Here is a 12,455-nt window from a genome sequence, read left to right as displayed (position 1 = left end):
CGGCCCCGTCGGCACGGGGGCGCCGCCCCCGCCCGTCAGTCGATCAGGCCGAGCACGGGACGCAGTCCGGCGGGGCGGTGCGCGACCGGCAGATGGTCCACGAAGTGCACCGCGCAGCCCAGCGCCGCGGCGCCCCCGTCCGCGCGGCGGTCGTCCCCGACCATCAGGGTGTCCTGCGGGGCGACCCCGAGCGCGTCGCAGGCCGTCGCGAACAGCCGCACGTCCGGCTTCTGGATGCCGTGCTCGTACGACAGCACGTACGCGTCGACGTACGCGTCCAGGCCGTGCTCGCGGAAGACCGGCCGCAGATCCCAGCCGATGTTGCTGACCACGCCCACGGCGATCCCGCGCCCGCGCAGCCCCGCCAGCACCTCCCGAGCGTCGGGGTAGGCGGACCAGGCGGCCGGCGCGCGGTGCCGGTCGTACAGGGCGTCGTACAGCAGGGGGTCGGGCAGCGGCACCTGGCGGGCGACGCCGGTGTACGCGGCCCGGTGCAGGTCGGCGCCGCGGTCCCGGGCCGCCCACACCTCGGCAAGCTCGGCCGGTACCGGCCTGGTCGCCGGGGCCCCGCCGGGGAGCGCGCCCACCGACTCCAGCTCGCGTGCCAGGTCGGTCAACTCCGGCTCGGGGACGTGGACATCGGCGTCCGTCACCACGGCGCGGAGCCAGGACTCGGTCGATTCGATGCGGAAGAGGGTTCCGGAGAAGTCGAAGAGCGCACCTTTGATCGCCATGGACGACGATCCTTGATCGCTCCGCCGTACGGGTCAAGACCGCCCCGTCGTACGGGGTCCGGCCCGCGGCCGGATCAGTTGCCGCGGGGTTCGACCCAGCGGTGGTACGTCATCACCGCCAGCGCGACCACGAGCGCCCCGATGAGCCAGCCGCCCAGGACGTCCGAGGGCCAGTGGACGCCCAGCCACACGCGGGTGAGGCCGACACCCGCGACGGAGACGACCGCCAGGGCGCACGCGGACCACCACAGGGCGGGTCCGGCACCGTGGCGGCGCAGCAGCCAGAGCAGGAGTCCGCTCACCACCGTGGCCGTCAGCGCGTGCCCGGAGGGGAAGGCGGTGTAGTGGGCCGAGTCCACCGGGTCGGGCCACACGGGACGCGGCCGGTCGACGGCGGCCTTGAGGCTCTGCTGCAACAGCGTGCCCACCGCGCAGGTGACCGCCAGCCAGAGGGCGGTCCGCCACGCGGAGCGCCGGAGCACCAGCCACAGGACCACGACCGCGCACAGGATGCGCAGGGTCGTGGGGTCCCACACCCAGTCGGTCAGCACGCGGAAGGCGTGGGTGGTGCCCGGGTCCTCGACCGCCCAGCGGTGCGTGGTGCGTGAGACGTCGCCGTCGACGTCCATCAGCGGATGCCAGGAGGACGCGACCAGCACGAGGAGCACCACCGAGGCCACGGCGAGCGGGACCGCGAGGGCAGCCGCGGCCCGCGGAGCCGGTGTGCGGGCGGGTGAGCCGACGTGCGGGGGGTGCATATGACGATCCTCGCCGAACCCGGGCGTCCGATGCCAACACCGGGGGTGTCGGGCCCGCAGCTCGGGCGCCGGGGAGATCCCTGGCGACTGGCGGCGCAGGGCCCGGGCGCCCAATCCCAGGGACGCACACGCGCACCCGGAAGGCTTGCACGGCCTCCGGCACGCGCTCACGCCGTTCCGTGCCGAGGGGCCGGACGTGCGCCCTCCCGCAGGCCGGGACTCGGAGGCGTGCCCGCCGGTTCGTGGGGCTGCGGGAATGGCGGGTCCCGGTCGCCGGCAGTGCCCACAAGCGCACGTGTCCGGCCCTCGTGCTGTCAGGGACCGAGGAGGTGCCAGGGTGCGGGTCTGCCTGCCTCGGCTGGGTGCGCGGCCGTCGGGATTCAGCGGTGCCCCGGGACGCGGCCGGGGCGGAGGGTGGGTCCGTTGGTCGGCGCTCCCTGACCGGCCGGGGTCGCTAGCCGAGCGCCCGCAGGCCCGGTACGAACGCGATCAGCAGGGGGACCACCGGCACCAGCGCGCCGGCCGCCGTCAGGCGCAGCCGGCGCGCGGCCGTGAGCCGGTCCGGCGGGGTCAGGAGCCGGTGGACACGCTGCGGGACGTGCGCCTGCGGAGTCGGAGCGGGGCCGAACACGCCCCGGTCCTCGTTGAGTTCGACGAGGGCGAGCGCGATGGTCAGGCGGCCGAAGCGCCGGGACGCCATGTCGTCGGCGGCGAGTTCGACCAGGCGGTGCATCTCGTCGCGGAACGCGGCGAAGACCGGAACCTGCGGAAATCCGTTGGCCAGCGCGGCGGAACAGTGCAGCAGCCAGTCGTGGCGTGCCTGCGCGTGCCCCTGCTCGTGGGCCAGCACGGCGTCCAGCTGACGTCCGTGCAGCCGCCGCAACGCTGCTGTGGTGATGACGAGTTGGGGCGCCGTGCCGGGCAGCCACCAGGCGTCCGGACGTTCACCTTCCAGGACCACCAGGCGGTCGCTGCCGGGTTCCTCACCGGGCAACAGCGGCGCGCGGTCCAGGAGTTCGGAGCGGCTCCGGCGACGGCGCGCCCCGGCCCGCACGATCTCGCGGGTCAGCATCGCCGCGGTCCACAGGCCCCCGCCGGCGAGCACCACGGCGGTCGCCGCGGCCCAGGCGCCGCCCGTGCCCAGCGCGTAGGCGTCGACGACCGAGTGCGGTGCCGGGGCGAACACATGGCCCCGCACGGCCATCCAGGCGGCGGCAGCGCTCAGGGTCATCGACAGCACGCAGCACAGCAGGACGGCTGCCACCACGCACTGCCACACCCACAGGGCGACCACCGGTTCGCGATCCGGCCAGTCGGCCCGGGCGAGCAGCCTCGGGGCGACGACGGCGGCCAGCGCGCCGAGCAGCAGCAGTGCCGCGGGGACCATCATGGTCGAAGCCTATGAGCGGGGGCCGCCGGACGATACGGGCTGCCGCGGCAAGTGACGCACACCACGAGGGGCCCGGCGCGGCCGTGACCGGACCCGTGGACGGGGTTCAGAGCGTCAGCAGCATCGCGACCATGGCGATCCCCATCGACAGCCGGCACGCCCGCGCCAGCTCGGGCCGGTCGCCCCAGCCGACGGTGCCACCGGGGGGTCGCGCTCGCGCCGGGGAGGCGGGGCCGGTCCCGGCGATCCCGGGCACCGGCACCAGTCTGCTTCCGGACCACAGGACGTAGGCGGCGAAGTAGAGGAGGAGTGTTCCGGTCACCACGGGTATGCCGGACCCCGCGTGCCCGGCGTGCGCGGACGGGGACGCGGCCATGGCCCCGCCCATGTAGGCCATGGCGAAGGCGCCCACCAGGTGGTGGAGATGGTGTGCGCTGCCGCGGGCCGCCCAGAGCGCGCGCACCGCGGCGGTGCCGAAGACGGCCGCGTACATCAGCCACATCCAGCGCGGCGGCGCGGCCACGGCCGCCGGGACGGCCATCGCGGCCATGCCGAAACCCATGAGCGCCTCGCCGCCCGCGGCGCGGCGCTGCTCGTCGACCGGGCTGCGCATCCGCAGCAGGCAGTAGGCGCCGGTCGCCGCGCACAGCGCGACCAGCAGCCAGCCGGGCGAAGCCGGTCCGTGCACCGCGCACCTCCCCCTTCGACGGTGTCGGACGGTCGGTCTGGGCATGCCCGGCCCGCTCGGTGCGCAAGCGAGCGCAAGGGTGTACACGGGGGAGCGTGCGGGGGTACACCGCAGGCGGGGCGCCCGGGGGACTGGAGAGGGCGTGCGTACGACGGCTATGGGACGGGCCCCTTCCCGGCCTGGTCCCGGACGGGTCCTTCACGAGTAAAACACCTGTTAACGTTGTGGGTATGAGCAGTGCGCCCCCCACATCCCCCCTCGCCCGTGCCCGCCGCCTCCCGCTCGCCGGTGCACTGCGTCTCGGCAGGCCGTCCGACATCTGGTTCAAGCCCGCGCTGAGCGTCGTGGCCGCGGTCGCCCCGCCCAACCTCACGCTGCTCGCCCTGGGCCGCCTCGATCTCGCGATGTACACCATGGCCGGTTCCCTGTGCGCCCTCTACGCCCACAACCGCCCGTACGCCGCCCGGGCCCGGGTCCTCGCCTGGGTGGTGCTCGGCATGCTCGGCGGACTGGCCGTCGCCCTCGTCGCGGCGTCGCTCACCACGCACGCCGTCGTCCTGGTCACGGTCGGCGCCCTGCTGGCCGCCGTCCAGAAGGTGCTGTGCGACGCCACCCGTATCGGACCGCCCGGCCACGTCGTCCTCACCTTCATCAGCTCCGCGTCCCTGTTCGCCCCGCAGAGCCTCGGCCAGGTCCCCGGACACCTGGGGCTCGCCGTCGGCGCGGGCGCCTGGGCCTGGCTCGTCGGTATGGCGCCCGGCCTCGTACGGCCGCACGGGCCCGAGCGGCGGGCCACCGCCCAGGCGCTCGACGCCGCCGCCGCGTACGCCGCGACGCGGGGGACCAGCGACGGTGCCGCGAAGAGCCGCGCCGCCGGAGCCGCCGCCGTACACAACGCCTGGCAGACGCTGCTCTCCACCGGCGCCCGTTCCGCGTCCCGGCGCGCCCTCGGACGGCTCGTGGTCCGCGCGGAGATCGCCCTCGCAGCGCCCGCCGACGCCGAGGCAGAACGACTGCGCCACTGGGCCCGCCTGCTCCGCGGCACCGGGCCCGTCCCGCCGGCGGACGACCCGGACACCGGCGAGCTGCTGGGCGTCGAGGCCGAACTCGACACCCCCGCACCCTCGTGGCGGGCCCGGCTCGCCCCGCTGGGCCCCCTCGCCCTGCGCACCGCGCTCGGCTGCGCCCTGGCCGGATACGTCTCCCTGGCGCTCGGGATCGGCCGTCCCTACTGGGCGCTGGTCACCGCGGCCTCGCTCTACCAGGCCAACGTCACCCTGACCTGGAGCCGGGGCGTCCAGCGCGTCGTCGGCAACCTCGTCGGCGTACTGGCCTTCGCGGCGATCGTCCCCCTCGCGCACCTCGGCCCGGCGGCGCTCGTGCTGAGCTGCCTGGTGCTCAACTTCGGGGCCGAGGCGCTCATCGGCCGCAACTACTGGCTCGGCAGCGTCTGCGTCACCCCCATGGCGCTCCTCATCACCGAGTTCGCGCGCCCCCAGGAGGCCGGGCAGCTGATGACCGACCGGGTCGTGGACACCCTCGTCGGCGCGCTGGTCGGATTCGTCGCGGCGGTCGCGGTCACCAACCGGCGGGCCGGCGACCGCATCGAGGACGCCCTCGACTCCGTCGAACGCGCCCGGGGACAGGCGGCCCGCGTCCTGGCCGACCGGCAGCCCGCTCCGGGCGCCGTGGAGTCGGTGCGGCGCGCCCTCGCCGCGGCCGTCGTGGACCTGCGGGCCGCGGCCGACGCCGCGGCGGGCGAGTGGTGGCAGCGCGCCCTGCCGGAGGAGCGCGTGATGCGGGCGGAACAGGACGCACACCGTACTCTCGCGGCGACGGTACGACGTCGACCCCACTCCTTGGAGGACGCACAGGCATGACGGCAGCACACGGGCGGGCGGCGAAGGCGGCGGCCGGGCGGGACGCGGCCGGGCGGGCGCCCACCGGGGAGGCCCCGGACGCGGCGCCCGGGGGCGACCGGCCCGTGGCGGAGGCGGCGGGCCCGGTGGACACCATGTCCGTCGTCGTGCGGCAGTGGCAAGCCGTGCACCCCGGCCTCGACACCGGGCCCATGGAACTCATCGGCCGCATCAACCGCAGCGCGGCCCTCCTGCAGCAGGCGGAGGACGCCCCGCTGCGCCGTGCCGGACTCACCCGCCCCGAGTTCGACGTCCTCGGCACGCTGCGGCGCACCGGCCACGAGCTGACCCCGAGCGAGATCGCACGCGAGACCTTCTCCTCCGGCGCCGCCGTCACCAAACGGCTCAAGCAGCTCACCGAGCGCGGGCTGGTCGAGCGCCGCGGAGACACCCGGGACCGCCGGGTCGCGCACGTCCGGCTGACCGACGAGGGACGCGAACTCGTCGACGCCATCCTGCCCGATCAGCTCGCCTACGAGACGACGGTCCTCTCCGGGATCGACCTCGCCCGGCAGCGTGAACTCGCGCTGCTGCTGGGTGAGTTGCTCGGCCAGCTGGAAGGCGCGCTGGGGCGGCCCCGCGTCTGAGCCCGCCCCGGCATGCGACGACGCGAACGGTGGCGGGGGCACCGGCCGCCGCGGGCGGGGCCGACGGAGGCGCCGCCGGTCAGATCCCCGGGCGGTACCGCAGCGGATGGTCCCCGGGGATCTCCACGAGCACGATCTCGGTCCCGTCGGGATCGGCGACCCACATCTCGATCAGCCCCCAGGGCTCCTTCACCGGCGGACGCACGATGTCGACGCCCGCGGCCCTCAGCTCCTCGTGTGCCGCGTCCGCGTCCGCGACCTGGAGCCACAGCTTGAGCGCGGGGGAGGGCGGGACGTCGGAGCGGCCCGCGACCTCCAGGAAGCCGCCGCCGAGGAAGTACACCGTGCCCCGCTCGGGACCGGTCCCGAACTCACGGTGGACGGCGAGGCCCAGCTGCTCGCCGTAAAAGCGACGGGAACGCTCGGGATCGGTGGGACGCAGAAGGGTCCGGCTGCTCAGCACATGCACCATGCGTCCGGAGCCTAGGCCGTGTCCGCACAGTCCCGCCTGTTCCGCGACGCCGGGACTTTGCGGACCCGACCTGGAGACTGCCGTCCGGATCGGCCCGTCTTCGCCGGGGTCCGGCCGACCGCGTACGTACCGCCGCTGCCCGCCGGCCGGGTTCGGGCGGGGGTTACCCTCGTCGGTGCCCGAGCCGCGCCACCGATCGGAGAACCGCTCCATGGACACCCCTGCCGCCGGACTGACCTTCCGCGACGCCACCGACGCCGATGTCGACGCCCTGGTCGTGCTGATCGAGTCCGCCTACCGCGGGGAGAGCAGCAGGACCGGCTGGACCACCGAGGCGGACATCCTGGACGGGCAGCGGACCGACCCCGAGGGCGTGCTCGCGGTGATCAAGTCGCCCGACAGCCGGCTGCTGACCGTCGAGCGGGAGGGTGAGGTCGTCGCCTGCTGCCAGCTCGAACACCGCGGTGCGCACGCCTACTTCGGGATGTTCGCGGTGAGCCCGGCCCTTCAGGGCGCCGGCCTCGGCAAGGTGATCATCGCCGAGGCGGAGCGGCACGCGCGCGAGGTCTGGGGCGCGCAGGAGATGCACATGACCGTGATCTCGGTGCGGAACGACCTCATCGCCTGGTACGAGCGGCGCGGCTACCGCCGTACGGGAAAGATGACGCCCTTCCCGTACGGCGACGAGCGCTTCGGTGTCCCGCGCCGGGACGACCTGGAGTTCGAGCTGCTGGTCAAGCCGCTGGCGTGACGTTCATGCACGGTGGCGGCGGTGCGGGTCTGGACGCCGCTGTGACGTTCATGCGGTGAAGCGGCCGGTGCGCTTGATCTCCGGGTAGTCGGTCGTCGCGCCGTCCAGCCCCAGGGCCCGCACCAGCCGCAGGTGGTCCTGGGTGTTCACCACCCAGCCGATGATCCGCAGGTCCGCCTTGCGCGCGCGTTCGACGACCTCCAGGGTCAGCCGGCGGATGTTGAGCACCAGGGTGGTCGCGCCGACGGCGGTGGCGCGGTCCACGACGTCGACGCCGTACCGGCTGGCGACCAGGGCGGTGCGCACGCCCGGGACGAGCCGCGCGATCTCGGCGATCGCCTCGTCGTGGAACGACAGGACCTCCACGCGTCCGACGAGGTCCCGCCGGATCATGACCTCCGCCAGCGCCCGCGCGGCCGCCACGTCCTTGATCTCCGCCTGGAGGGGCGACCGTACGGCGTCCAGCACCTCCTCGAACACGGGGACGCGCTCGCCCCGGCCCGCGTCCAGCGCGCGCAGTTCCGCGAGCGTCTTCTCGGCGATCGGTCCGGTGCCGTCGGTCGTGCGGTCCACGTCGGCGTCGTGCATGACGACGAGTGCGCCGTCCTTGCTCAGATGCAGATCGAGCTCGATGAGGTCGAGGCCCGCTTGCTGGGCGGCGACGAAGGAACGCAGGGTGTTCTCGGGTTCGACGCCCATCACTCCGCGATGTCCGATGGTGAGGAAGTTCAAGATTCGACTCGCTTCCGTCGACGGCGGCTCGGCTCCGGCGTGGAGTCCGACGGGCGTCCACGCGGCAAGGCCGCAGCCTAACGGCCACGCCGTGCGATGTACCCGCTCCTACGCCGGGCAATGGGTGCCTTCGGCCAGGAGGGCCTGCGCGGGGGCGCCGGGGCGGGTCACCCTCGGGTGGGCGAGTCCCGCGCCGGTTGACCGCGCCGGCCGCTTTCGGTCCTGACGGCCGGTCACCCACCCGGCGCCGCCCCGCAGTCACGCGGGGAGCGAGGCGTCCCCGGGACGGACCGAGGCCGCCCGCGACGCCCGGTCGTGAGGAGCGGAAGTCGTCGCCCATCCCGTATCAGGCAGGAAAAAAAGCGGTGAAGGTAGGGATGGCGCAGGATAATTTGCCGAGACTCCACTTGTAAGAAGGAACGCCGGACGCATACGGTGTCCATACGCGAGGTTCTCCCGTGGAGGATGGGTCATGACGGAAATTCTTGTGCAGGTGGGTACGGAGGAAAAGATTCCTCCCCTGGTCAGGGTGGTGGAGCACCCGGCTTGGCCTGTGCTCAAGGATGCCGTGGAGGAGATACGGCCCTGGCAGGCCAAGGACGGCTCGATCGACTTCGAGGCCGAGAACGCCCCCGACGCGTCCGACGTCGAGCTGGCCGTGCGCCGTGTCATAGACGCCGTGGAGCAGCTCGCCCCGCTGCTGCCGCACGACGCGGCCTACCACGAGGCCCTCGTCAAGGACCTGCGGCGCTGGGCCGACGACGGCTTCAAGGTGCCCGACTTCCTCGACTCGCTGCTGGCCTTCCAGCCCGCCGCGCGCCGCGAGGACGGCCTCCAGCACCTCGTGCTCTTCCCCATGTACACGCAGAACGGCAACCCGGACCGCAACTTCGAGGCGGTCGTGCTGCGCATGGTCTGGCCCGACTGGCTGGCCGAGCTGGAGCGCACCCGTTACGACAACCCGCTGTTCTGCGGCATCACCTTCGAGGACTTCACCGCGGGGTACGACACCAACTCCGCCGTCCTCTTCCCCGAGACCATCGCCGTGCGCGAGGCCCCCGAGCGCTTCACCTGGGGTGGCATCTTCTGCGACCGCGAGGCGGCCCGCTTCCGTGCCGTGACCGACGCCGCGGTCGGCATCCTGGGCCTGGAGCTGCCCGAGGACATCGCCGCCATGGTCCACGACCAGAAGCGCTGCGAGGAGGCCTTCGTCCTGTGGGACATGGTCCACGACCGCACCCACAGCCACGGCGACCTGCCCTTCGACCCCTTCATGATCAAGCAGCGGCAGCCGTTCTGGATGTACGGCCTGGAGGAGCTGCGCTGCGACCTCACCGCCTTCAAGGAGGCCGTGAAGCTGGAGGCCGACGGCGTCCCGCAGGCCCGCGACGTGCAGTACGCGGTCCTCTTCGACCGCATGTTCCGCTTCCCGGTCACCGGTGAGCGCGTGCGCAACTACGACGGCCTCGGCGGTCAGCTGCTCTTCGCCTACCTGCACAAGCACGACGTCGTCCGCTGGACGGACAACAAGCTGCACATCGACTGGCAGCGCGCCCCGCAGGTCACCAACCAGCTCTGCGGCGAGATCGAGGACCTCTACCGGGCCGGCATCGACCGCCCGAAGCTGGTCCACTGGTTCGCCGCCTACGACCTGGTCTCCCAGTACCTCGCCCCGCACCCCGGCTCGCGCTGGGCCAAGGGCCCCGACGCGCTCGACCTGAGCCTGCCGCCGCGCAAGCTCGTCGACGACGTGCTTGCGGACGAGTTTCCGCTCAGCATGTTCTACGAGGCGCTTGCGAAGAAGCTGAAGAACGTGATCGCCTCCACCAAGGGCATCACCGCGGAGAACGCCGAGCGGATCGCCGCGTGAGCGCCCGCGCCGAGGACGCTCAGGAGGCGAAGACGATGGCTCAGGGGAACGGCAACGGAGCACTCGCGGGCGCGGTGATCGCGGTGGCGGGTGCCGCGGGACCGGCGGGCCGGGCGGCGCTGCTGCGGCTCGCCGAGGCCGGCGCGGTCGTGGTCGGCGCGGACGCGGACCCGCAGCGTCTCGCCGAAGCCGTCGACGCGGCCCGCTACGCCCACGGCGGTGCCACCGTCGTCGGCGACACGGTCGATCTGCTCGACCTCCAGGCGACCCGTGACTGGGCCGACCGCATCGAGAAGGACTTCGGCCGGGTCGACGGCCTGGTCCACCTGGTCGGCGGCTGGCGCGGCAGCGCCTCCTTCACCCAGACCGACCTCGCGGACTGGGACCTGTTGGAGAAGCTGCTGATCCGCACGGTCCAGCACACCTCGCTCGCCTTCCACGACGCTCTCCAGCGCAGCGAGCGCGGACGGTACCTGCTGATCAGTGCGGCCGGCGCCTCCAAGCCCACCGCGGGCAACGCGGCCTACTCCGCCTCCAAGGCCGCGGCCGAGGCGTGGACGCTGGCGATGGCCGACTCCTTCCGCAAGGCGGGGGGCGAGGACGGCCCGCGTTCCGCGGCTGCGATCCTGGTGGTGAAGGCACTGGTGCACGACGCGATGCGCGCCGAGCGCCCCAACGCGAAGTTCGCGGGCTTCACCGACGTCACCGACCTGGCCGAGGCCATCGCCGGCGTCTGGGAGCGGCCCGCCGGTGAAGTGAACGGAAACCGTCTGTGGCTGACCGAGAAGCCGTGAACCCTCCGAAGACCGACGCCCGGCGTCACCACGACCCGGCCGTCCGCGGCTTCGCCAGCGACAACTACGCGGGGGCCCACCCCGAGGTGCTCGCCGCCCTGGCCCTGGCCAACGGCGGGCACCAGGTCGCGTACGGCGAGGACGACTACACGGCCAACCTGCAGCAGATCATCCGCAGCCACTTCGGGGCCGGCGCCGAGGCGTTCCCGGTCTTCAACGGCACGGGCGCCAACGTGGTGGCGCTCCAGGCGCTCACCGACCGCTGGGGCGCGGTGATCTGCGCCGAGAGCGCGCACATCAACGTGGACGAGGGCGGCGCCCCCGAGCGCATGGGCGGCCTCAAGCTGCTCACCGTGCCCACGCCCGACGGCAAGCTCACGCCCGAGCTGATCGACCGGCAGGCGTACGGCTGGGACGACGAGCACCGCGCGATGCCGCAGGTCGTCTCGATCGCCCAGAACACCGAACTGGGCACCCTGTACACCCCCGACGAGATCCGCGCGATCTGCGAGCACGCCCACGCCCACGGGATGCGGGTCCACCTCGACGGCGCCCGGATAGCCAACGCGGCCGCCGCGCTGGACGTCCCGATGCGGACGTTCACCAACGCGGTCGGCGTCGACCTCCTCTCCCTGGGCGGGACGAAGAACGGCGCGCTGTTCGGCGAGGCCGTGGTCGTCCTGAACCACGACGCCGTCCGCCACATGAAGCACCTGCGCAAGCTGTCGATGCAGCTCGCCTCCAAGATGCGCTTCGTGTCTGTGCAGTTGGAGGCACTGCTCGCCAAGGACCTGTGGCTGCGCAACGCCCGGCACGCCAACGAGATGGCCCAGCGGCTCGCCGAGGGCGTCCGTGCCGTGCACGGCGTGGAGATCCTCCACCCGGTGCAGGCCAACGCCGTCTTCGCGCGGCTGCCGCACGACGTCAGTGAGCGGCTCCAGAAGCGCTACCGCTTCTACTTCTGGGACGAGACCGCGGGCGATGTCCGCTGGATGTGCGCCTTCGACACGACGGAGGACGACGTGGACGGCTTCGTCGCGGCGCTCAAGGAAGAGATGGCCCGCTAGCGGGGAGACGGCCACCTGACTGCATAGCTATACGGTCGACCGAAAAGTCATTGACTGCCGGTCGGCCGTATTCCTATGCTCTGCGGGCATGGAGCTGATCCAGGAAACCCCCGACCTGTCCGCGTACTTGGCCGCCGACGAGGTCATCGACCACCATCACCCGCTGGTGCGCGAGACGGCCTCCCGCCTCGCGCGCGCCGCGACGGACTCGTATGACTATGCGCGGTCCGCGTACGAATTCGTCCGTGACGGCATTCCGCACTCCCAGGACTCCGGCGACCCGCGTGTCACCTGGCGGGCCTCCGACGTGCTGGAACTGCGCACCGGCATCTGTCACGCCAAGGCGCACGCGCTGACCGCGCTGCTGCGCGCCGAGGACATCCCCGCGGCGCTCTGCTACCAGAAGCTGCTGCACGACAACGACGGCGGGCACGTGGTGCACGGCCTCGTCGCCGTCCGGTTCCGCGGGGCCTGGCACCGCCAGGACTGCCGGGGCAACAAGCCGGGGGTGGACGCGCGCTTCTCCCTCGACGGCGAGAGGCTCGCCTGGATTCCGGACCCGGAGTCCAATGAGATGGACTATCCAGTACTGTACGCTGGACCTCATCCGGCGGTACTGGCGGCGCTCAGGGGTGCTGCGGACCGCCCGCACCTGTGGAAGACGCTTCCCGCCGCACTCTGACGCAAGGCACA

The 12,455-nt window shown here is 73.1% G+C and carries 13 protein-coding genes; 7 read left to right on the top strand and 6 right to left on the bottom strand.

What is annotated here, in order from left to right; genetic code table 11:
- Positions 1 to 35 precede the first annotated feature (35 nt).
- The 4 genes from ACFYQQ_RS14925 to ACFYQQ_RS14910 all read right to left on the bottom strand — a co-directional run bounded on the left by ACFYQQ_RS14925 (position 36) and on the right by ACFYQQ_RS14910 (position 3,570).
- A complete protein-coding gene (locus tag ACFYQQ_RS14925) occupies positions 36 to 728 on the bottom strand; it encodes an HAD-IA family hydrolase (RefSeq protein ID WP_356165952.1) in 693 nt (230 codons plus the stop codon).
- A gap of 80 nt (positions 729 to 808) precedes the next feature.
- Positions 809 to 1,492: a phosphatase PAP2 family protein gene (locus ACFYQQ_RS14920; protein ID WP_388904704.1), complete on the bottom strand. Its 684-nt coding sequence runs from the start codon at positions 1,490 to 1,492 to the stop codon at positions 809 to 811.
- Between the two features lie 454 nt (positions 1,493 to 1,946).
- Positions 1,947 to 2,882: a M56 family metallopeptidase gene (locus ACFYQQ_RS14915; RefSeq protein ID WP_356165850.1), complete on the bottom strand. Its 936-nt coding sequence runs from the start codon at positions 2,880 to 2,882 to the stop codon at positions 1,947 to 1,949.
- A 106-nt stretch (positions 2,883 to 2,988) separates the two neighbouring features.
- Positions 2,989 to 3,570, bottom strand: a complete 582-nt coding sequence (locus ACFYQQ_RS14910; protein WP_355794483.1) for a DUF5134 domain-containing protein — start codon at positions 3,568 to 3,570, stop codon at positions 2,989 to 2,991.
- A gap of 230 nt (positions 3,571 to 3,800) precedes the next feature.
- Here ACFYQQ_RS14910 and ACFYQQ_RS14905 point away from each other — a divergent pair, with 230 nt between their 5' ends.
- Together ACFYQQ_RS14905 and ACFYQQ_RS14900 are read left to right on the top strand one after the other, a co-directional pair.
- Positions 3,801 to 5,450 carry an FUSC family protein gene (locus ACFYQQ_RS14905; RefSeq protein WP_388904701.1) on the top strand — a complete coding sequence of 550 codons (1,650 nt, stop codon included), beginning with the start codon at positions 3,801 to 3,803 and terminating at the stop codon, positions 5,448 to 5,450.
- A complete protein-coding gene (locus ACFYQQ_RS14900) occupies positions 5,447 to 6,076 on the top strand; it encodes a MarR family winged helix-turn-helix transcriptional regulator (RefSeq protein WP_388904699.1) in 630 nt (209 codons plus the stop codon). The genes ACFYQQ_RS14905 and ACFYQQ_RS14900 overlap by 4 nt, the downstream gene beginning before the upstream one ends.
- A gap of 79 nt (positions 6,077 to 6,155) precedes the next feature.
- Here ACFYQQ_RS14900 and ACFYQQ_RS14895 read toward each other — a convergent pair whose 3' ends face one another.
- On the bottom strand, positions 6,156 to 6,548 hold the full coding sequence (locus ACFYQQ_RS14895; protein WP_356165842.1) for a VOC family protein: 393 nt from the start codon (positions 6,546 to 6,548) through the stop codon (positions 6,156 to 6,158).
- Between the two features lie 211 nt (positions 6,549 to 6,759).
- On the opposite strand from ACFYQQ_RS14895, the gene ACFYQQ_RS14890 reads away from it, so the two are divergent.
- On the top strand, positions 6,760 to 7,299 hold the full coding sequence (locus tag ACFYQQ_RS14890) for a GNAT family N-acetyltransferase (protein WP_355781878.1): 540 nt from the start codon (positions 6,760 to 6,762) through the stop codon (positions 7,297 to 7,299).
- A gap of 48 nt (positions 7,300 to 7,347) precedes the next feature.
- Here ACFYQQ_RS14890 and ACFYQQ_RS14885 read toward each other — a convergent pair whose 3' ends face one another.
- A complete protein-coding gene (locus ACFYQQ_RS14885) occupies positions 7,348 to 8,031 on the bottom strand; it encodes a glycerophosphodiester phosphodiesterase family protein (protein WP_355781876.1) in 684 nt (227 codons plus the stop codon).
- Between the two features lie 472 nt (positions 8,032 to 8,503).
- Here ACFYQQ_RS14885 and ACFYQQ_RS14880 point away from each other — a divergent pair, with 472 nt between their 5' ends.
- From ACFYQQ_RS14880 to ACFYQQ_RS14865, 4 genes are all read left to right on the top strand, one after another.
- Positions 8,504 to 9,901, top strand: coding sequence for a DUF6421 family protein (locus ACFYQQ_RS14880; RefSeq protein ID WP_355781874.1), 1,398 nt, complete (start codon positions 8,504 to 8,506; stop codon positions 9,899 to 9,901).
- A gap of 35 nt (positions 9,902 to 9,936) precedes the next feature.
- Positions 9,937 to 10,695: an SDR family oxidoreductase gene (locus tag ACFYQQ_RS14875; RefSeq protein ID WP_355781884.1), complete on the top strand. Its 759-nt coding sequence runs from the start codon at positions 9,937 to 9,939 to the stop codon at positions 10,693 to 10,695.
- A complete protein-coding gene (locus tag ACFYQQ_RS14870; RefSeq protein WP_355781871.1) occupies positions 10,692 to 11,762 on the top strand; it encodes a low specificity L-threonine aldolase in 1,071 nt (356 codons plus the stop codon). Before ACFYQQ_RS14875 ends, ACFYQQ_RS14870 begins: the two co-directional genes overlap by 4 nt.
- Positions 11,763 to 11,850: 88 nt before the next feature.
- Complete coding sequence (locus ACFYQQ_RS14865) at positions 11,851 to 12,444, top strand: transglutaminase family protein (protein WP_355781868.1); 594 nt, start codon at positions 11,851 to 11,853, stop codon at positions 12,442 to 12,444.
- Positions 12,445 to 12,455: the final 11 nt, after the last annotated feature.

The sequence above is a fragment of the Streptomyces sp. NPDC005496 genome (assembly GCF_042872045.1).
Taxonomy (GTDB): domain Bacteria; phylum Actinomycetota; class Actinomycetes; order Streptomycetales; family Streptomycetaceae; genus Streptomyces.
This window is presented reverse-complemented; position numbering and strand designations above follow the sequence as displayed.